We start from the raw sequence: 19455 nt of genomic DNA, 5'->3' as shown, positions 1-19455 counted from the left end.
AGGGCTTTTGCTGTTCGGAGCCTGCAGATGCCGACGAGATCAGCTTGGCTGCACTTCGGTTCATCGCTCACGCGGCTTTCGGCGAAGGTGTCGTGGACCTGCCGCAATCCGCCTCGATAGCGTAGGGCTGCAGTGCGCGCGTCCGCTTCGTATCCAGGACCGCGCGCGCCCTCACGTCGGAGCCCTGTATGCTGATCCGCCTCGCCCTGCCCGCCCTCGTCGCAGCCCTGCTGGCCGCCGGCCCGGCCACGGCTCAGATGGCGCGTACGGAGAGCGTGAAGGAAGGGAGTCCCGGCAAGGCCGTGCCCCTCAGCAAGGCCGACGTGCAGCTGTCCTTCGCCCCCGTGGTGAAGCGCGCAGCGCCTTCGGTGGTGAACGTCTACGCCTCGCACGTGGACAAGCGTTCCAGCGCGCGCTCCAGCGCCATGGAGGAATTCATGCGCCGCTTCTTCGGCGAGCCGGAGGGTGGCCGCGGCCCCAGGGGCGAGCGGGCGCAGAAGTCGCTGGGCTCCGGCGTTCTGGTCGATGCCGACGGGCTGGTGATCACCAACAACCACGTCATCGACAACATGAACGAGGTGCGAATCGCGCTGGCCGACCGCCGGGAGTTCGAGGCGACGATCGTGATGCGCGACACCCGCACCGACCTCGCGGTGCTGAAGCTCAAGGATGTGCCGAAGGGCCTGGTGCCGATGCCGTTCGGCGATGCCGACGCCCTGGAGGTCGGCGACTTCGTGATGGCGATCGGCAACCCGTTCGGGGTCGGCCAGACGGTGACTCAGGGCATCGTGTCGGCGCTCGCCCGCACCCAGGTCGGCTCGGCGGATTACCAGTACTTCATCCAGACCGACGCGGCGATCAATCCGGGCAATTCCGGCGGCGCGCTGGTGGACCTGCGCGGCCAATTGGTTGGCATCAACACCGCGATCTATTCGCAATCCGGCGGCAGCCACGGCATCGGCTTCGCGATCCCGGTGGGCATGGTCAAGGCGGTGGTCGATGCCGCCCGCGATGGGGCGAGCGTCGTGCGCCGGCCCTGGCTCGGGGCCCGCATCCAGAGCGTGACCCCCGACATCGCCGACAGCATGGGCCTCGACCACCCGACCGGCGTGCTGGTGGCGAGCCTGCAGGCCAAGAGCCCGGCCGACGAGGCGGGCCTGAAGCGCGGCGACCTGATCCTGACCGTGGACGGCCAGGAGGTGGCCGACCCGGAGGCGTTCGGCTACCGCTTCGCGCTCAAGGGCGTTCAGGGCCAGACCCGGTTCGGGATCCTGCGCGGCACGAACCGCCAGACCGTCACCGTCAAGCTGGCGCCTTCGCCGGAGACGCGCCCGCGGGATGCGCTCAAGGTGAAGACCCGCTCGCCGTTCCTGGGCGCCACGCTGGTCAACACCTCGCCGGCGGTGGCCGAGGAGATGCAGGTCGATTTTCCGGCGGACGGCGTGGCCGTGATGGCGGTGGACGAGAATTCCGTCGCGGCTCGGGTCGGGCTGCAGAAGGGCGACCTGATCGTGGCGGTCAACGGCGTGCCCATGGCGGCCACCAAGGATCTCGACCGGGTCACCCGCAACAGCCTCAACGCCTGGGAGGTCACAATCAACCGCAACGGCGAGGTCATCACCTCGGTGTTCGGCGGCTGATCCCCTGCCGTCGCGGGCACCCGGCTTGCGCCCCCGCCCAGGCCCGGTGTTGATGCGCGGATGTCCGACCTCTTCGCCTCCGCGGAGCCGCCCTCCGCGCCGGAACCCGACCGCACGCCCGGCCCCGAGACCGCCCGGCCCCTGGCGGACCGGCTGCGCCCACAAAACCTCGCCGAGGTCGTCGGCCAGGAGCACCTGACCGGGGAGGGCGGGGCGCTCACCCGGCTGCTGCGGGGACGGACCCTCGGCTCGCTGATCTTCTGGGGACCGCCCGGCACCGGCAAGACCACGGTGGCGCGGCTGCTCGCCCAGGGCACCGACCTGCATTTCGAGCAGATCTCGGCGATCTTTTCCGGCGTGCCCGACCTGCGCAAGGTGTTCGAGGCCGCGCGCAAGCGCCGGGCGACCGGGCAGGCGACCCTGCTGTTCGTGGACGAGATCCATCGATTCAACCGGGCGCAGCTCGATGCCTTCCTGCCGGTGATGGAGGACGGCACCGTCACGCTGGTGGGCGCCACCACCGAGAATCCGTCGTTCGAGCTGAACGCCGCGCTCCTGTCCCGGGCGCGGGTGCTGCTGTTCCGGGCCCTCGATCCGGGCGCCCTCGCGCGGCTGCTGGTCCGGGCCGAGGCGCTGACCGGGCAAGCCCTGCCGCTCACCGAGGAGGCCCGGGGCGTGCTGGTCCGCATGGCCGACGGCGACGGCCGCGCGGCCCTGACCCTGGCTGAGGAAGTCTGGCGCTCAGCGCAGCCCGGCGAGACCCTCGACGCGGAAGAATTGCAAAAAATCGTGCAGCGGCGGGCGCCGATCTACGACAAGGCCCAGGAGGGCCACTACAATCTGATCTCGGCCCTGCACAAGACCGTGCGCGGGTCCGATCCGGACGCAGCGCTCTACTATCTCTGCCGAATGCTCGATGCCGGCGAGGACCGGCTGTTCATCGCCCGCCGGCTGGTGCGCATGGCGGTGGAGGATATCGGGCTCGCCGACCCGCAGGCCCTGGTGGTGGCCAACGCCGCCAAGGATGCGTTCGACTTCCTCGGCAGCCCGGAAGGCGAGCTGGCGCTGGCCCAGGCGGCGATCTACCTCGCCTGCGCGCCGAAATCGAACGCGGTCTACACCGCCTACAAGGCCGCGACCCGGCTCGCCAAGGAGGCGGGCTCCCTGCCGCCGCCGCGCACCATCCTCAACGCGCCGACCAAGCTGATGAAGCGGATCGGCTACGGCGAGGGCTACCGCTACGACCACGACGAGCCGGATGCGTTCTCGGGGCAGGATTACTGGCCGGACGCGCTGGGACGCCAGCACCTCTATCAGCCGACCGAGCACGGCTACGAGACCCGCCTCGCCGAGCGGCTCGACCGGTGGGAGGCGCTCCGGAAGCAGCGGCGCGGGGAAGGGTAGCCGGGCTCATCCCGTTTCCGGCCGGTGGCTGCGGCCGCCATCCTTGGGAGCGGAGCCATTTCACAGGTCCAGCGGCGCGTTGTCGATCACCTCCTTCATGACGAAGAAGGTCCGGGTCTGGCGCACCCCCGGCAGGCCGATCAGCGTGGCGCTGTGGAGGCGGTTGAAATCGGCCATGTCGGAGACCCGGATCTTCAGCATGTAGTCGAAGTCGCCGGCCACGAGGTGACAGTCGAGGAGCACCGGAATCGACCGCATGGCGGTCTCGAACTCCGAAAAGCTCTCGGGTGTGGAGCGGTCGAGCACGACGCCGACAAAGACCAGGGTGCCGCGGCCGACCCGGGCCGGATCGATCAAGGCCCGCACCGCCTGCACGAACCCGTCCGTGAACAGCCGCTGGATTCGGCGGTGGCAGGTGGCCGCGCTGGTGCCGACCCGCTCTGCGATCTCGGCATTGGGCATGCGCCCATCGACCTGCAGCAGCCGCAGGATCTTCTGGTCGATCCGGTCGAGCCCTACGGACATGGTGGATTCTTTCAGTTTAAACCGTCGATGTGAGACTATCTGCCGTAAATTGCCGCGATGGCGCAAGCAGAAGACATATCTCCGCTCAAGATCGAGAGCACCTTTCATCAAGGATCGGTTAGTTTCTTGTTGCGCCTCGAAGACGGAGCCGGGCCTTCCAGCCCACCCCGCCTCGGGGCCTCGCTTCGACGCATCCAGGGCCGAGCCCCATGGGCGCGTCCCGAGACCCGGAGAGACCCGATGCTGGACAAATTCGAGCGCTATCCCCTGACCTTCGGCCCGACGCCGATCGAGCCGCTGAAGCGTCTGACCGCCCATCTCGGCGGCGAGGTCGAGCTCTATGCCAAGCGCGAGGATTGCAATTCGGGCCTCGCCTATGGCGGCAACAAGCTGCGCAAGCTCGAATACATCGTGCCGGATGCCATCGCGAGCGGCGCCGACACGCTGGTGTCGATCGGCGGCGTGCAGTCGAACCACACCCGCATGGTCGCCGCGGTCGCCGCCAAGATCGGGATGAAGTGCCGGCTGATCCAGGAGGCCTGGGTGCCCCACGAGGACGCGGTCTACGACCGGGTCGGCAACATCCTGCTGTCGCGGATCATGGGCGCGCAGACGCAGCTCGTGGATGACGGGTTCGACATCGGCATCCGCGATTCGTGGAAGCGCGCGCTCGCCGAGGTCGAGGCCGAGGGCGGCAAGCCCTACGCGATCCCGGCCGGCGCCTCGGTGCACAAGTTCGGCGGGCTCGGCTATGTCGCCTTTGCCGAGGAAGTCCGGAAGCAGGAGGCCGAGATGGGCCTGCGCTTCGATTACGTGGTGGTCTGCACCGTCACCGGCTCGACCCATGCCGGCATGCTGGTGGGCTTCTCGGCCGACGGGCGCGCCCGCAACGTCATCGGCATCGACGCCTCCTGCACCCCGGCCCAGACCAAGGCCCAGGTCCTCGAAATCGCGCAGAACACCGCCGCCCTGGTCGGCGCGGGTGACATCGTGGCCGACGACGTGGTGCTCAACGAGGATTACGCCTACCCGGTCTACGGCGTGCCCTCGCAGGAGACCGTGGAGGCGATCCGGCTCTCGGCCCGGCTCGAGGCGATGATCACCGACCCGGTCTACGAGGGGAAGTCGATGCAGGGCATGATCGACCTCGTGAAGAAGGGCTTCTTCCCGAAGGGTTCGAAGGTGCTCTACGCCCATCTCGGCGGCGCCCCGGCGTTGAACGGCTACAGCTACACGTTCCGCAACGGCTGAGGCGGATCGGCCAGCTCCCATCCATCCGCCTGAGCCGCATTTCGGCACCGCAGGATCAGGGGGAGGGTGGGAGCAGCGACTCTGGCGTGTGGTCCCCTATATGGCGGCGCGGGACCCGCACCGGAGACAGCAGGGATGATCGCACCGGCACCGGCACGCGCGCTGCTCCTGGCCAGCCTGCTCGCCTTCGGCAGCCCCTTCGGCGCCCCCCCGGCCCGGGCCGCCTCGGGTCCGGCCGTGGAGGGTGAGAACGGGATGGTTGTCTCGTCCCAGCGCCTCGCCTCGCAGGTGGGCACCGATATCCTGAGGGCCGGCGGCAACGCCGTCGACGCCGCGGTGGCGGTGGCCTACGCAGAAGCGGTGGTGAACCCGTGCTGCGGCAATCTCGGCGGCGGCGGCTTCCTGGTGCTGCACGCAGCCGACGGCCGGAGCCGCTTCATCAATTTCCGCGAGACCGCCCCGGCGGCCGCAACGCGCGACATGTATCTCGACGCCGCCGGCAACGTCGTGACGGGTGTGAGCCTGCGCGGCTGGAAGGCGGCCGGCGTGCCGGGGACCGTACTCGGCCTCAACACCGCGCTCGCCCAGTACGGGACCCTGCCGCTGGCCCAGGTGATGGCGCCGGCGATCGCGCTGGCCCGGGACGGGTTCGTGCTGACTCGGGGCGACACCGACATCCTCGAATCCGGCACGAAGCTGTTCGCCGCGCAAGCAAACGTCGCCCGCATCTTCCTGCGCCCGGACGGCAGTCCCTGGCGGCCCGGCGACCGGCTTGTCCAGGCCGACCTCGCCCGCACCCTCCAGGCCATCGCCGAGCGCGGCGCGGATGCGTTCTACAAGGGCGCGATCCCGGCAGCCGTAGAGGCGGCCTCCCGGGCGGGCGGCGGCCTGCTGAATGCGGCCGATTTCGCCGCCTACACGGTGACGGAGTCCGAGCCGCTGACCTGCCGCTACCGGGGCGCCACGATCCTGTCGGCGCCCCCGCCCTCGTCCGGCGGCGTCACGCTCTGCGAAATTCTCGGCATCCTCGATGGCTACGACCTGCCGGCGGCCGGGTTCAACTCCGCCCGGAGCGTGCACCTGATGGTCGAGGCGATGCGGCGCGCCTATGCCGACCGCAACCTGCTGCTCGGCGACCCGGCCTTCGTGGCGAATCCGGTCGCCCAGCTCCTGTCGCCGGCCTACTTGGACAAGCTCCGGGCCTCGATCCAGCCGGACCGAGCGACCCCATCGGCCGAGATCCGCCCGGATCCGGGCCTGGAGACCCACGAGCGGGCCGAGACCACCCACATCTCGGTCATGGACCGGGCCGGCAACGCGGCCTCGCTCACCTACACGATCAACGGCTATTTCGGCGCCGGGGTGATCGCGGGCGACACGGGGTTCTTGCTGAACGACGAAATGGACGACTTCACGGTCAAGACCGGGGTGCCGAACCTGTTCGGCCTCGTGCAGGGCACGAAGAACGCGATCCAGCCGGGTAAGCGCCCGCTCTCCTCGATGGCGCCCACGATCGTGCTGCGCGACGGCAAGGTCGCGCTGGTGGCGGGCTCGCCGGGGGGCTCGCGGATCATCACGATCAACGCGCAGACGCTGATCAACATGCTCGATTTCGGCATGGAGCCGCAGGCGGCGGTGGATGCCCCACGCATCCACCACCAATGGCTGCCCGACACGGTCTACGCCGAGCCCTTCGCGCTCTCGGCGGATACGAAAAGCATTCTGCGTGGCATGGGCCACACGATCGTCGAGCAGAAGCCCTGGGGGGCGGAGGAGCTGATCGCGGTGCGCGCCGCCACGCCCGACGCCCCGGAGGCTGCCTCCTCGGGCAACGACGCCTCGCGCACGGGGCGGATGCGGCCGGGGCTGCTCTACGGCGCCAACGACAACCGGAGACCCGCCGGGGCGGCGGTGGGCGAGTAACGGGTTCCCAAAGCGCTATGCCCTGCACCCGCAAAAGGTCGACGACCTTTTGAAACCGGGACTTTTCAGCCCTGTCCGGCTTCGCGCGCCACGGCCCGGAAGCCGATGTCGCGCCGGCAGAACCCTTCCGGCCAGTCGATCCGGGCCACCGCCGCGTAGGCGCGATTCTTGGCATCGGTGACACTGTCGCCCAGCGCCGTGATCGCCAGCACCCGGCCGCCATCGGCCAGCAGATGACCGTTCTCGGCCCGGGTTCCGGCCTGGAAGACGAACACGCCGTCGCCCTCGGCTTCCTCGACACCCCGGATCACGGAACCGCGCACCACGGCCCCCGGATAGCCGGCCGCCGCCATCACCACGGTGAGGGCGGCCCGATGGGTGTCGAATTCCAGGCTGACCCCGGAGAGGTCGCCGTCGCAGGCCGAGAGCAGCGCCGGCACGAGGTCGGAGGCGAGGCGCGGCATCAGCACCTGTGCCTCGGGATCGCCGAAGCGGGTGTTGTACTCGATGAGCTTCGGGCCGTCCGCGGTGAGCATCAGGCCGGCATAGAGGATGCCGGTGAACGGGCAGCCGCGCGCCCGCATGCCGGCGAGCGTCGGGGCAATGATCTCGGCCATGACCCGGGCCTCGATCTCCGGGGTGACGACCCGGGCCGGGGAATAGGCGCCCATGCCGCCGGTGTTCGGGCCGCGGTCGTCGTCGAACACGCGCTTGTGGTCCTGGGCGGTGCCGAGGGAGATCGCCCGGGTGCCGTCGCACAGCGCGAAGAAGCTGGCCTCCTCGCCGAACAGGCATTCCTCGACCACCACCTCGGCGCCCGGATCTTCGAACAGCGACGCCAGGGCGTCCTCGGCCTGGTCCAGGGTCTCGGCGACGGTGACGCCCTTGCCGGCGGCGAGCCCGTCGGCCTTCACGACGATCGGAGCGCCCTGCTGCCGGACATAGGTCAGGGCCGGCTCCAGCGCCGTGAAGCGCGCGAAGGCGGCGGTGGGGATGCCGCAGGCGGCGCAGAGATCCTTGGTGAAACCCTTCGAGCCCTCGAGCCGGGCGGCGTCGCGGGTCGGGCCGAAGGCGCGGATCCCGGCGGCCTTCAGATCATCGACCAGCCCGGCGACCAGGGGCGCCTCGGGGCCGACCACCACGAGGCCGATCGATTCCGAAGCACAGAAGGCAGCGATCGCGGCGTGATCCGAGATCATCAGGTCCGGTCGGTTGGTCCCGTGCCGGGCGGTGCCCGGATTGCCGGGTGCGGTGAACAGCCGGCTGCAGAGCGGGCTCTGAGCCAGTCGCCAAGCCAGGGCGTGCTCGCGGCCGCCGGAGCCGATCAGCAGGATATTCATGCGTACGCCACCATGGGCCCAGGTTCTGGGCGAAGCCGGCGGGCGGGGAAAGGTTTTTTTCGGACTTTCCCCGCTCTGCGCAGGTATCCCGGCCGCTCAGCAGCCGGTGCATACACTCGTGTTGATGCCGCCGCCCCGCCGGACGAGGCCATGGGTGCCGGGCTGGCGCACGCCAGGGTGCCCGCCATAGACGCCCCAGTAGGGCAGGACCGGCCCGAAGGACTCGAACTGGACGTTGCGTTGGATCGACTGATTCAACGTGTTGAAATCCGTGACCCGCTGCTGGTTGAGCGTGCGGATCTGACTCTGCAGGGCGAACGAGGCGTTGGCCGCGTTCGGATCGTTCTGCTGCACCTGGGCCCGGGCCGTGCCCGCCGGGAGGGCGAGCGCCAGGACGAGGAGCGCGCGGGATGCGGCGCGCATGAGGCTCTCCGTAAGAGGGACCGATCTATCTCTACGGTCGACGTATTGAAGTCGCGCCAAGTTCCGGGGCGCGTCAACCCGGCACAACCGGTGATTTAGTCTCGGGCAGGGCCTCGACCTGCTTGGGATCCAGGCCGGTATGGGCCTGCACCAGGGGATGGGGCGTCAGCGCCAGCCACTGGGTCAGCGAGATGTCGGCGTAGCGCGGGCTCTTGAACATCTCCAGGAAGGTCAGCACCGTGTCGCCGGTGTTCTCGATGTAGTGGCCCATGGCGAAGGGCACGTAGCCGACGTCGCCGGCCTGATAGTCGAAGGTGCGGGCCTTCGATTCCGAGCCGAACACGGTCATCCGGCCCTTGCCCGACAGGTAATACTGCCACTCGTCGCTGTTGGGGTGCCAGTGCAGCTCGCGCAGCCCTCCGGGCTCGACCTCGACCAGAGCCGCCGCGATTGTGACCGAGGCCGGGAACACCGTGGAGTCGGTGATGCGCACGCGGCCGCCCTTGGTGCGGACCGGCTCCTGCGCCAGCATCCGATGACTGAATGTTTTCGGGATCTCGCCGGCACCGCCCATCTTGTCGGCAGCCAGCGGCCCCGGATTCGGGCCGGGAAAGATATAAAGCTCTTTCTGCGGGATCTTGGCGAAGGCACTCTCCGGCAAGCCGAAATTCTTGGCCAGGATATCGGTCGGCGTGTGCGCCAGCCAGTCGGTCAGCAGGAAGGTGGAATCCTCCGAGAAGGCACCGTCGTCGAACACGAGCAGGAACTCGCAGCCGTCGACCCCGTCGGCGGAAAGCCCCTGGATCGAATGCGGGATGCCGCCGGGGAAGTACCAGAGGTCGCCCGGGCCGACATCGTCCGCGAAGGTGCGCCCGTCCTGATCGACCGCGGTGATCCGGGCCTTCCCCTTGATCATGTAGGACCACTCGGCTTCCTTGTGCCAGTGCATCTCGCGGACCACGCCGGCCTTGAGCCGCATGTTGACCCCGGCCATGGCCTTCGAGATCGGCAATTCGCGGATCGTGGTCTGGCGCGCCCAGCCGCCCTCCTCCAGCCGCATGTGGCTGTCGGCGAAGGACCATTTCAGATTCGGCATCGTGCCGTGGTCGGTGGCGGGCGGGGCGAGGGTGAAGGGCTCCTCGGCGGCCCGCGGCAGGTTGCGCGGTCCCAGGATGTCGGCGCCCTTCGTGCCGCGCGCGGGCACAGGACCCGATGGGCCGGAGGATTGCGCGGCCGCGGGCGACGCCATCATCGCGCCGCCGGCGGCGATGATGGCGCGCCTGGAAATCTCGGTCATCGTGGATCGGTCCCTGGTGTCTGGGAGGGAAACCGAACACGGGATCCGAGGATCCGCGCCTGATCGTGCAGTGCGGCATCTCGCCCGGACCCGGTCAGCGGACTATGTGTTGACGGCAGTGCTGGGCGCGACCCGAGGGCAGGATGGCGGACCGGGACAGTTCGGCAACAGATCAAGCCGGCCCGCCCGCACGAAGCGGCCGCGTCTGGCTCGTCCTCCTGATGCTGGCGGGCGCCGGCTTCCTCGGATACCGCTCCTGGCCGGACGCGTCCCGGGCGGCGAGCCCGCCGCAAGCCGCCGCGACGCAGCCGCCGCGTGTGCGGGTGGCCAAGGCCGCCCAGGCCTCCGGCCCCCTGACCCTCACCCAGACCGGCACCACCCAGGCCTTCGACACGGCGAATCTCTACCCGCGGGCGACCGGCTACATCGTCGAGCGCAAGGTCGATATCGGCTCGCACGTGAAGGCGGGCGACCTGCTGTTCCGGATCAGCGCCCCCGATCTCGACCAGCAGCTCGTCCAGGCGCAGGCGCAGGTCGTGCAGCTGCAGGCGGCGCTGATCCAGGCCCGCGCCATGGTCGATCAGGCGGACGCCAACCGCCACCTCGCGGACGTGACCAACCGCCGGACCTCGACGCTCGCCGGCACCGGGGCCGAGACCCGGCAGAACGCCGACACGTCGCAGGCCGGGGTGCTGGCGCAGACCGCCAATGTCGACGCCGTCAAGGCCGCCGTGAAGGTCGCCGAGGCCAACATCGCGGCCCAGGAGGCGCAGGTCGCCCGGCTCAAGGTCCTGACCGGCTTCGAGGAGATCCGCGCGCCCTTCGACGGGGTGGTGACGGCTCGCAACAACGATGTCGGCGACGCGGTCACGGCAGACACCAATACGGGGCTGCCGCTCCTGACGCTGAACCGGGACGACGTGCTGCGTATGGCGGTGAACGTGCCGCTCTACGCCGCCGACGGCGTGCGCGACGGGCTCGCCGCCCGGGTCGAGGTGGCGCAGATCCCCGGCAAGGTGTTTCCCGGCACGGTCTCGCGCTCGTCGGCGGCTCTGCTCTACGCCTCGCGCATCCTGGTCACCCAGGTGGACATCCCCAACCCCGACGCCGTGCTCCGGCCGGGCCTCTACATCACCCTGACGCTGGAGATCCCGCGGGTCGCGCCGGCCGTGACGGTGCCGAGCGACGCCCTGATCTTCGACCAGCACGGGACCCGCGTAGCCGTGGCCGAAACGCAGGCTGACGGGCACGCGGTGGCGCGGATGCGCCCGGTGACGATCTTCCGCCAGACCCGGACGGCTCTGGAGCTGCGCTCGGGCCTGACCGGCGACGAGCGGGTGATCGTCGGCCCCCCGGCCTCCCTGCGCGACGGCGACCGGGTCACGCCGCAGCCCGAGGGCAAGGCGGGGGCGTGAGCGGCCGGGTGTTCATCGGGGCTCTGCCCTGATGAACACCCGCCAAAGGGCTGCAAGCCCTTTGGAAACCCGTTTCAGGGGCGCGACGCCACGGCTTAGCCGACGGGATCCAGCCGCGCCCGGCTGTCGGTCCGGGCGAGGCGGGCCAGCAGGTACTCGACCTCGGCCTTGGCCGGCGCGGTCAGGGCCTGTGAGGGCTTGCGCTGCGCATCGGAGGAAAAAATCCCCCGGCGCTGGAACACGTATTTGCGTACCGCCAGCCCCAGCGGGCCCTGCTGCTGCTCGTAGCGGAGATAGGGCAGGTGAGCGTCGAACAGGTCGTGGGCGGCGTCGCGCTCGCCCGCCCGGCCGAGGCGGACCACGTCGACCAGCATCTCCGGGAAGGCGTAGCCGGTATTGGCGCCGTCGGCCCCGCGCTCGGTCTCGAAATCGAGGAACAGGCCGCCATTGCCCACGAGGATGCTGATGTGGCGCATCGAGCCGTCCGCCTCGAAGCCGCGCAGGGTTGAGATCTTCTCCAGCCCGGGCCAATCCTCGTGCTTGAGCATCACGCAGGAGGGGTTTTCGGTGACGATCCGGCGGATCACGCCGGGGGTCATCTGCACCGAGAAGGTGAGGGGGTAGTCCTGCAGCACGAAAGGCACGTCCGAACCGATCGCCTCGGCGGCGTTGCGGTAATAGCCCGCCACCTGATCGTCGGTGCGGAGCGTGTTGGGCGGGGCGATCATCACGCCGGACGCGCCCATCTCCATCACCTCCCGGGCCAGCGACCGCATGGCCGCGAAGCCCGGCGCCGTGACACCGACGATCACCGGCAGCCGCGTGCGCCCGAGGACGCGCTTGGCCACCGCGATCCCCTCCGCATGGTCGAGCTTGCCGGCCTCGCCGAGCTGGCCGAGGATCGTCAGGCCGTCGACGCCGGCCGCGCCGAAGAAGTCGGTCATCCGGTCGAGGGAGGTCTCGTCGATCCGGCCATCCGGGTGGAACGGCGTCGGGGCGATCGGCACGACGCCGCGAATGTCGCTGGTGAGGGGCATGCCGGTTTTCCTCCGTCGCGGGACGCTGCGGGCGGGGACCATAGGCCCGGTCGGCCGGAAAATCTTTAGCCGATGGCGGCCGGATCAGGTCGTGGTTTCGAAAGGTCGAGACCTTTCGCGGGTCCAGGGCAGAGCCCTGGTGTCGAGCGAAGCTCGAACGTCGGGCTGCGCCTGAGACGGTCAGGGCTTCGCCCTGACAACCCACCAAAGGGCTTCAGCCCTTTGGAAACCCGGGATCAAGCCCGGGCCTCCGCCGGCCGGACAACCGTCGCCCCAGCCGAAGCGCGAGCCCGCCGTCCCGAGCGACCGGCCAGCGCCACCGAGCCCTGCTGCAGGGCGATGAAGGCGAACAGCAGCAGCCCCGTGGCGATCTTGCTCCACCAACTCGACAGGGTGCCGTCGAAGGTGATGGCCGTCTGGATCAGGCCGCCGATCATCACCCCAAGGAACGTGCCCAGCAGGCCGCCCTGGCCGCCGGAGAGCAGCGTGCCGCCGATCACCACGGCCGCGATCGCGTCGAGTTCCACGCCCACCGCCGAGAGCGGCGTGCCCGAGGCGGTGTCGAGGGAGAACACGATCCCGGCGAGGGTCGCGAGCAGGCTCGACAGGGCGTAGACCGCCACGATGTTGCGCCCGACCCGCACGCCCATGAGCGCCGTGGTCTGGCGGCTGCCCCCCAGCGCGTAGACCGTGGCGCCGAAGCGCGTGGCGCGGAGCACCACCCCGCCCACCAGGAACACGCCGAGCATGATCCCCGCCGTCAGGGTCAGCCGCCCGCCGCCGGGCAGGCTCAGCGACAGGTCGGAGACCGCCCCGTACAGGGGGGCGTTGATCGGCACCGACTCGGTGGAGAGCAGGAAGCCGGCGCCCCGCGCGAGGAACATGCCGGCGAGCGTCACGATGAAGGGCGGCATATCGAAGACGTGGATCAGCGCGCCCATGGCGGCGCCGAACAAGCCGGCGGCGGCGAGCACGATCCCGAAGGCCGCGAGCGGCGGGATGCCCCAGCGCTCGATCGCCAGCGCCAGGAACACCGTGGTGAACCCGACCACCGAGCCGACCGACAGGTCGATGCCGCCCGCGATGATCACAAAGGTCGTGCCGACCGCCACGATGCCCAGGAAGGCGCCGTCGGTGAGCAGGTTGCCGACGACCCGCGTGGTCAGGAAGGCGGGGTACTGCGTCGCGCACAGGCCGTAGCCGGCCGCGAACAGCAGGGCCGCCACGAGGACCGGGAGGTTGCGGCTCATCACGACGGCTTCCGCAGCAGCAGGGACAGGCCGGCGAGGCGCGGCGATTGCAGCAGCAGCACCGCCAGCACCACCGCGGCCTTGACCACGAGGTTGAGTTCCGGCGGCAGGCCGGAGAGCAGGATGCCGGTATTCATCGCCTGGATCAGGAAGGCCCCGAGCACCGCGAGCCACAGGCTGAACCGCCCGCCGAGCAGGGACGAGCCCGCCACCACCACGGCCAGGATCGCGTCGAGTTCGAGCCACAGCCCGGCATTGTTGGCGTCGGCCCCCAGGATGTCGGCCGCCGCGACGACGCCGGCCAAAGCCGCGCAGAGGCCGCTCCACGCATAGACCGCGAGCGTCACCGCGCGCGTGTCGATGCCGGCGAGCGCGCTCGCCCGGGCGTTGCCGCCGGTCGCCTCGATCATCAGGCCGAGCGCCGTGCCGCGCACCAGCGCAAGGGTGAGGACGAGCATCCCGAGGACCAGCACCACCGGCATCGGCACGCCGACGAGCGCGCCGCCGCCGAGGAACGCGAGATCGGGCGACGCGAAGGTGATGATCCGCCCCTCGGTGATCAGCTGGGCGATGCCGCGGCCGGCCACCATCAGGATCAGGGTGGCGACGATCGGCTGGATGCGCAGCACCGCCACCAGGAGGCCGTTCCAGAGCCCGCAAAGAAGACCGGTGCCGAGCGCGGCGCCGAGGACCACCGGCAAGGGCTGCGTGTCGGCGAGGCTCGCCGCCACGGCGCCGGCGATCGCCATCACGGCGCCCACCGACAGGTCGATGCCACCGGTGGCCACCACCAGCACCATGCCGAGCGACAGGAGCGCCACCGGGGCGCCGCGGTTGAACACGTCGACGAGGTTGCCGAACAGGCGCCCGTCCTGCCAATGCACGTCGAGGAATTGCGGGGCCACCAGCCGGTCGGCCAGCAGCACGGCCAGGAAGGCGAGGAGCTGGGGCGCTCCGGCACGCAGCGCACGCATCAGGCGGGTTCCGGCACGGGAGCAGGCGCTTCCGCCGCGATGGCCCGGAGGATGGCGGTGACGTCGATCGCCCCGTCGGCGAGTTCGGCCACCTGGGCGCGGTCGCGCATCACGATCACCCGGTCGGAATAGGTCACGATCTCCTCCAGCTCGGACGAGATCACCAGCAGGGCGAGGCCCGCATCGCACAGGCTGCGGATCAGCCGGATGATCTCCGCATGGGCCCCGACATCGATGCCCCTTGTCGGTTCGTCGAGGATCAGCAGGCGCGGCTCGGTGGCGAGCCAGCGCGCCAGCAGCGCCTTCTGCTGGTTGCCCCCGGAGAGGAGCCCGATCGGCCGCTCCGGATCGGGCGGCCGGATGTCGAGCTTGGCGATGAAGTCACGAGTGATCCGATCCTGCGCCGCCCGGCTCAACGGCCGGAACGGGCCTTTCCGAGCCTGGAGCGCCAGCACGATGTTCTCCCGGACGGTCAGGTCGGCGACGATGCCGTCGGTCTTGCGCTCCTCCGGGCAATAGCCGAGGCGGTGGCGCAGCGCGTCCCGGGGGTTGGCGATCCGGGTCGGCCTGCCGTCGAGCAGGATGCGGCCCTGGTCCGGGCGCTCGGCCCCGAACAGCAGGCGGGCGGTCTCGGTCCGGCCGGAGCCGAGGAGGCCGGCGAGGCCCACCACCTCGCCGCGCGCCACCGTCATGTCGACGGGCCGGAGATAGCCGACCTTGCCGAGTCTTTCCGCGCGCAGGACCGGGGGCCCGGCCCCAATCCGCTGGGCCCGCGGCCCCGTCTCCGACCGCGCCTCCTCCTCGGCGATGTCGTGGCCCAGCATGGTGCGCACGAGGTCGAGGCGCGGGAAATGCGCGGTCTCGCGCTCGGTGACCAGCCGGCCGTTGCGTAGGACCGTGATCCGGTCGGTGATCGCGTAGACCTGCTCCAGGAAGTGGGTGACGAACACGATGCCGATGCCCCGCGCGGCCAGCCGGCGCATCACGCCGAAGAGCACCGTGACCTCGTGGGTGTCGAGGCTCGCGGTCGGCTCGTCGAGGATCAGCGCCCGGGCCGAGAGGTCCACCGCCCGGGCGATCGCCACGAGGTGCTGCACCGCCACCGGGAAGCTTCCGAGCGGCGCGCCGACATCGATCGCAAGGCCGAACTCCGCCAGGCGTTCCGACGTGCGCTGCCGCATCGCCCGGCCGCGCACGAGTCCGAACCGGGTCGGCTCGCGGCCGAGGAACAGGTTCTGCGCCACGGTGAGGTTCGGCAGCAGGCCGACCTCCTGGTAGACCGTGGCGATGCCGGCCCGGGCCGATTCCTCCGCCGAGCGCGGCGCGATCGCCACGCCGTCGAGCCACACCGCGCCGGCATCGCGCCGGACGATTCCGGTCAGCGTCTTGATGAAGGTCGATTTGCCGGCGCCGTTCTCGCCCAGCAGGGCATGGATCTCCCCCCGGCGTAGGGTGAAGTCGACCCCCGCGAGGGCCTGGTGCCCGGCAAAGCTCTTGGAGAGCCCGCGGACGCTGAGAAGGGGCGTGTCGTACACGGGACCGCTCGCAGGGATCGCGGCGCGGGGCGCGTCAGTAGCCCAGGCCCTTCTTGCTCTCGTAGACCTTCAGCGGATCGTCGGCCGCCGTGTAGAGCTTCGACTCGGTCTGGATCCACTTCGGCGGGACGGTGCCCTTGTCCTTGTAGGCCTTGAGCGCGTCGAAGGCGGGGCCGGCCATGTCGGGGGTCAATTCGACGGTGGCGTTGGCCTCGCCCGCCGCGATCGCCTTGAAGATGTCGGGCACCGCGTCGATCGAGATCGTCAGGATGTCCTTGCCGGGCTTCAGGCCCGCCTCCTTCATGGCCTGGATGGCGCCGACCATCATGTCGTCGTTGTGGGCGTAGACGGCGCAGATCGCGCGGCCGCCCTCGGCCTTGATGAAGCTCTCCATCACCTCCTTGCCCTTGGCACGGGTGAAGTCGCCGGTCTGGCTGCGCACCAGCTTGAGGTTGGCGTGGGATGCGAGGGCGGCGTCGAAGCCCTTCTTGCGGTTGGTGGCGACGCTGGCGCCGACCGTGCCCTGCAGCTCGACCACGTTGCAGGGTTTTTCGCCGACCGTCTTGGCCAGCCAGTTGCCGGCGACGCGGCCCTCCTCGACGCTGTCGGAGGTGACGGCGGTGAGGGTGAGGTCCTTGCCGGCCGGGTCGATGTCGCGGTCGAGCAGGATCACCGGGATCTTGGCGTCCCGGGCTTCCTTGAGCACCGCGTCCCAGCCGGTGGCGACCACGGGCGCAAGCAGGATCCCATCGACCCCCTGCGCCACGAAGGAGCGGATCGCCTTGATCTGGTTCTCCTGCTTCTGCTGCGCGTCGGCGATCTTGACGGTGATGCCGCGTTTCTTGGCCTCGGCCTTGGTCACCGTGGTCTCGGCGGCGCGCCAGCCGGATTCCGAGCCGATCTGCGAGAAGCCGACGGTCAGCGAGGCCGCCTGGGCCGCACCACCCCACGCGAGCATCGCGCCCACGAGCAAAGCCTTGATGGAAACCGATTCCCTCATGACACGTCCCCCCTGGATTGCGGCCGCCGCCTCTTCAGAGCGGTCGACCCGCATATGTATGACATATGGGCGCCGCGCTGAATAGCCGCAGAGAGGTATCGTGCCATCCCGATGCATCGGGATGTTTCAGATCGTCTGGTTTGTCTGAGTTTCTGAGCCCGATCGCTGGGATCAGACCAGCAGCTTGTCGAGCGTAATCGGCATCTCGCGCACCCGCACGCCGGTGGCGTGCCAGATCGCGTTGGCGATGGCCCCGACCGTGCCGGTGATACCGATCTCGCCGACGCCCTTCACGCCCAGGTTGTTCACCACCGCGTCGTCCTCGTGGACCAGGATCGCCTCCATGGCGGGCACGTCGGCGTTCACCGGCACATGGTATTCGGCGAGGTTGTCGTTGAGGAAGCGGCCTGTGCGCGGGTCCATCTCGGCCCGCTCGTGCAGGGCGAAGGACAGGCCCCAGATCATCCCGCCGTAATACTGGCTCTGGACCAGCCGCGGGTTGATCACCCGGCCCGCCGCGAAGGCGCCGACGAGGCGGCTCACCCGAATCTGGCCGAGATCGGGATCGACCTTGACCTCGGCGAAGACCGCTCCGTGGGCGTGCATGGCGTAAGAGGCCTGCGCGGCCGGATCGGCCCCGGCCTTGCCCTGGCCCTCGATGCTGGCCCGGCCGGCCCGGGCGAGGATGTCGGTGACGGATTCGCCCCGGCTCGGGTCGTCGCGCCGGGTCAGGCGCCCGTCGGCGGCGGTCACGCCGGCATTGCCCGCGCCGTAGAGCGGCGAGGCGGGGTCGTTGGTGGCGAGATCCGCGAGTTGCCGGATCACGTCGGCCGCCGCCGCATGGATCGCGCCGCCCGCCGTGGCGGTGTGGCCGGAGCCGCCCGCGATGCCGGCATTCGGCAGATCGGAAGACCCCATCCGGAAGGTGAGGGCGTCCATCCCGATCCCGAGCCCGTCGGCGGCGATCTGGGCGAGCGCCGTCCAGGCCCCCTGGCCCATGTCGATCGCCCCGAGTTCCACCGTGCCGGTGCCGTCGGCGCGGATCTCGGCCCGGGCCATGCCTTCGAAGATCAGGGCCGGGAAGGTCGCGGTGCCCATGCCGGTGCCGACCAGGAACCCGTCCTTGTCGCGCGTCTGGCGGGGCTGGAGCGGGCGCCCGGCCCAGCCGAACGCCTCGGCGCCGCGGCGGTAGCATTCCTGCAGGGCCTTCGAGGAGAACGGCTTTCCGGTGATCGGCTCGACCTCGGCGTAGTTGGCCAGCCGGAACTCCAGCGGGTCCATGCCGAGTTCGTGCGCCATCTCGTCCAGCGCGCTCTCCAGGGCGACGCTGCCGGTGGCCTCGCCGGGCGCGCGCATGAACAGCGGCGTCCCGGTATCGAGGCGCACGGCTTCGTGCCGGATCGCGAGGGCCGGGCTCGCGTAGAGGGTGCTGGTCGCCCGGCCCGCCGGCTCGAAGAAGTCGTCGAAGCTCGACGAGGCGGTGAGGATGTGGTGGTCGAGCGCCGTAAGCTTGCCGGCCGCATCGGTGCCGAGGCGCAGGGTCTGCCGGGTCGGGCCGCGATGGCCCATCGGGCCGTACATCTGGGTCCGGGTCGGCACGAGCTTCACCGGCTTGCCCACGAGCTTCGCCGCCATGCAGGCCAGCACCTGCGGCCCGGCGGGCACGCCCTTCGAGCCGAAGCCGCCGCCGAGGTAGGGGCTCTCGATGTGGATGTCGTCGGGGGTGATGCCGAACAGCCCGGCGAGCCGGCCCTGCGACATGGCCAGCGCCTGGGTCGGCATCAGGAGCGTCAGCCGATTCCCCTCCCAGCTGGCCACGGCCGCGTGCGGCTCCATGGCGTTGTGATACTGGGCCGGGGTCTCGTAGGTGGCCGCGATCGTCTTGGACGCGGCGGCAAGCCCGGCCTCGACGTCGCCATCGGACTCGGCCGCGGGCGCACCGACGCCCACGGAGGGCGGAGTGAAGACCTCGCCGGCATCGAGCCCGATCCGCGGCGTCTCGGCCGCGTAGGTCGGGGCGAGCAGCCGGGCACCCTCGGTCGCCGCCTCCAGGGTCTCGGCGATCACCACGGCGATCGGCTGGTTGGCGTAGCGGACCCGATCGTTCTGCAAGAGATCGAGGCGGAAGGTGAACGGGCCGTCCTTGGCGTCCGGGTCCTTGGCGAGCTTCGGCGCGTTCTCCGGCGTCATCACCGCGACGATTCCGGGATGCGCCGCGGCGGCCGCCACGTCGAGGCCGGTGACGCGGCCCTTCGCGATCCGGGCGACGCAGAGCGCGGCATGGAGCGTGCCGGGGGGCAGGTTGTCGGCGGAGAAGCGGGCCTGGCCCGTCACCTTCAGGGGGCCGTCGCGCCGGGTGAGCGGCTGGCCGATGCTGGAGCCGTGGCGGACACCGCCGGCGGGGAGGGTCGAAGGCGAGGCGGTCGCGGTCATGCGGGTCT

At 70.4% G+C, this 19455-nt stretch carries 15 protein-coding genes; 5 read left to right on the top strand and 10 right to left on the bottom strand.

All coding sequences use genetic code 11. The annotated features are described in order from the left end of the window. Positions 1–188: 188 nt before the first annotated feature. Together OXS27_RS14440 and OXS27_RS14435 are read left to right on the top strand one after the other, a co-directional pair. Positions 189–1640, top strand: coding sequence for a Do family serine endopeptidase (locus OXS27_RS14440; protein WP_267356862.1), 1452 nt, complete (start codon positions 189–191; stop codon positions 1638–1640). A 60-nt stretch (positions 1641–1700) separates the two neighbouring features. Then, entirely contained in the window at positions 1701–3044 is a 1344-nt protein-coding gene (locus tag OXS27_RS14435) for a replication-associated recombination protein A (RefSeq protein ID WP_267356860.1), read from the top strand. A 60-nt stretch (positions 3045–3104) separates the two neighbouring features. Here OXS27_RS14435 and OXS27_RS14430 read toward each other — a convergent pair whose 3' ends face one another. Beyond that, positions 3105–3569, bottom strand: coding sequence for an Lrp/AsnC ligand binding domain-containing protein (locus tag OXS27_RS14430; protein ID WP_267356858.1), 465 nt, complete (start codon positions 3567–3569; stop codon positions 3105–3107). A gap of 240 nt (positions 3570–3809) precedes the next feature. Between OXS27_RS14430 and OXS27_RS14425 the strand changes: the two genes are divergently transcribed. Both OXS27_RS14425 and ggt read left to right on the top strand, forming a co-directional pair. Next, entirely contained in the window at positions 3810–4820 is a 1011-nt protein-coding gene (locus OXS27_RS14425; protein WP_243923933.1) for a 1-aminocyclopropane-1-carboxylate deaminase, read from the top strand. A gap of 135 nt (positions 4821–4955) precedes the next feature. Further along, entirely contained in the window at positions 4956–6743 is a 1788-nt protein-coding gene (gene ggt, locus OXS27_RS14420; RefSeq protein WP_267356856.1) for a gamma-glutamyltransferase, read from the top strand. Between the two features lie 65 nt (positions 6744–6808). Here ggt and purD read toward each other — a convergent pair whose 3' ends face one another. The 3 genes from purD to OXS27_RS14405 all read right to left on the bottom strand — a co-directional run bounded on the left by purD (position 6809) and on the right by OXS27_RS14405 (position 9803). Next, positions 6809–8083 carry a phosphoribosylamine--glycine ligase gene (gene purD / locus OXS27_RS14415; RefSeq protein ID WP_267356854.1) on the bottom strand — a complete coding sequence of 425 codons (1275 nt, stop codon included), beginning with the start codon at positions 8081–8083 and terminating at the stop codon, positions 6809–6811. 96 nt (positions 8084–8179) lie between these two features. After that, positions 8180–8506, bottom strand: coding sequence for a hypothetical protein (locus OXS27_RS14410; protein WP_267356852.1), 327 nt, complete (start codon positions 8504–8506; stop codon positions 8180–8182). Between the two features lie 73 nt (positions 8507–8579). Continuing rightward, a complete protein-coding gene (locus OXS27_RS14405) occupies positions 8580–9803 on the bottom strand; it encodes an oxalate decarboxylase family bicupin (RefSeq protein WP_276592667.1) in 1224 nt (407 codons plus the stop codon). Positions 9804–9946: 143 nt separating this feature from the next. Here OXS27_RS14405 and OXS27_RS14400 point away from each other — a divergent pair, with 143 nt between their 5' ends. After that, positions 9947–11218, top strand: coding sequence for an efflux RND transporter periplasmic adaptor subunit (locus OXS27_RS14400; protein ID WP_267356850.1), 1272 nt, complete (start codon positions 9947–9949; stop codon positions 11216–11218). Positions 11219–11313: 95 nt separating this feature from the next. On the opposite strand, the gene OXS27_RS14395 is transcribed toward OXS27_RS14400, so the two are convergent. The 6 genes from OXS27_RS14395 to OXS27_RS14370 all read right to left on the bottom strand — a co-directional run bounded on the left by OXS27_RS14395 (position 11314) and on the right by OXS27_RS14370 (position 19447). Beyond that, entirely contained in the window at positions 11314–12255 is a 942-nt protein-coding gene (locus OXS27_RS14395) for a dihydrodipicolinate synthase family protein (RefSeq protein ID WP_267356847.1), read from the bottom strand. Positions 12256–12491: 236 nt separating this feature from the next. Beyond that, positions 12492–13505, bottom strand: a complete 1014-nt coding sequence (yjfF, locus tag OXS27_RS14390; RefSeq protein WP_267356845.1) for a galactofuranose ABC transporter, permease protein YjfF — start codon at positions 13503–13505, stop codon at positions 12492–12494. After that, positions 13505–14479: an ABC transporter permease gene (locus tag OXS27_RS14385; RefSeq protein WP_243923953.1), complete on the bottom strand. Its 975-nt coding sequence runs from the start codon at positions 14477–14479 to the stop codon at positions 13505–13507. Before OXS27_RS14385 ends, yjfF begins: the two co-directional genes overlap by 1 nt. After that, positions 14479–16014, bottom strand: a complete 1536-nt coding sequence (locus OXS27_RS14380; RefSeq protein ID WP_267356842.1) for a sugar ABC transporter ATP-binding protein — start codon at positions 16012–16014, stop codon at positions 14479–14481. The genes OXS27_RS14385 and OXS27_RS14380 overlap by 1 nt, the downstream gene beginning before the upstream one ends. Before the next feature lie 34 nt (positions 16015–16048). After that, positions 16049–17014, bottom strand: coding sequence for a galactofuranose ABC transporter, galactofuranose-binding protein YtfQ (gene ytfQ / locus OXS27_RS14375; RefSeq protein ID WP_276592668.1), 966 nt, complete (start codon positions 17012–17014; stop codon positions 16049–16051). A gap of 171 nt (positions 17015–17185) precedes the next feature. After that, positions 17186–19447, bottom strand: a complete 2262-nt coding sequence (locus OXS27_RS14370) for a xanthine dehydrogenase family protein molybdopterin-binding subunit (protein WP_267356840.1) — start codon at positions 19445–19447, stop codon at positions 17186–17188. Positions 19448–19455: the final 8 nt, after the last annotated feature.

The sequence above is a fragment of the Methylobacterium sp. GC_Met_3 genome, assembly GCF_026540775.1.
Classification (GTDB): Bacteria; Pseudomonadota; Alphaproteobacteria; order Rhizobiales; family Beijerinckiaceae; genus Methylobacterium.
The sequence above is the reverse complement of the archived record's forward strand: the minus strand, read 5'-3'. Positions and strand labels throughout refer to the sequence as shown.

Bases quoted from the DNA above. Each gene is read 5' to 3' on its own strand.
- purD (WP_267356854.1), bottom strand. From the start codon at position 8,083: ATGAATATCCTGCTGATCGGCTCCGGCGGCCGCGAGCACGCCCTGGCT.
- OXS27_RS14370 (WP_267356840.1), bottom strand. From the start codon at position 19,447: ATGACCGCGACCGCCTCGCCTTCGACCCTCCCCGCCGGCGGTGTCCGC.
- OXS27_RS14400 (WP_267356850.1), top strand. From the start codon at position 9,947: ATGGCGGACCGGGACAGTTCGGCAACAGATCAAGCCGGCCCGCCCGCA.
- OXS27_RS14425 (WP_243923933.1), top strand. From the start codon at position 3,810: ATGCTGGACAAATTCGAGCGCTATCCCCTGACCTTCGGCCCGACGCCG.
- OXS27_RS14435 (WP_267356860.1), top strand. From the start codon at position 1,701: ATGTCCGACCTCTTCGCCTCCGCGGAGCCGCCCTCCGCGCCGGAACCC.
- ggt (WP_267356856.1), top strand. From the start codon at position 4,956: ATGATCGCACCGGCACCGGCACGCGCGCTGCTCCTGGCCAGCCTGCTC.
- OXS27_RS14385 (WP_243923953.1), bottom strand. From the start codon at position 14,479: ATGCGTGCGCTGCGTGCCGGAGCGCCCCAGCTCCTCGCCTTCCTGGCC.
- OXS27_RS14440 (WP_267356862.1), top strand. From the start codon at position 189: ATGCTGATCCGCCTCGCCCTGCCCGCCCTCGTCGCAGCCCTGCTGGCC.
- OXS27_RS14405 (WP_276592667.1), bottom strand. From the start codon at position 9,803: ATGACCGAGATTTCCAGGCGCGCCATCATCGCCGCCGGCGGCGCGATG.
- OXS27_RS14430 (WP_267356858.1), bottom strand. From the start codon at position 3,569: ATGTCCGTAGGGCTCGACCGGATCGACCAGAAGATCCTGCGGCTGCTG.
- yjfF (WP_267356845.1), bottom strand. From the start codon at position 13,505: ATGAGCCGCAACCTCCCGGTCCTCGTGGCGGCCCTGCTGTTCGCGGCC.
- OXS27_RS14395 (WP_267356847.1), bottom strand. From the start codon at position 12,255: ATGCCCCTCACCAGCGACATTCGCGGCGTCGTGCCGATCGCCCCGACG.
- OXS27_RS14410 (WP_267356852.1), bottom strand. From the start codon at position 8,506: ATGCGCGCCGCATCCCGCGCGCTCCTCGTCCTGGCGCTCGCCCTCCCG.
- ytfQ (WP_276592668.1), bottom strand. From the start codon at position 17,014: ATGAGGGAATCGGTTTCCATCAAGGCTTTGCTCGTGGGCGCGATGCTC.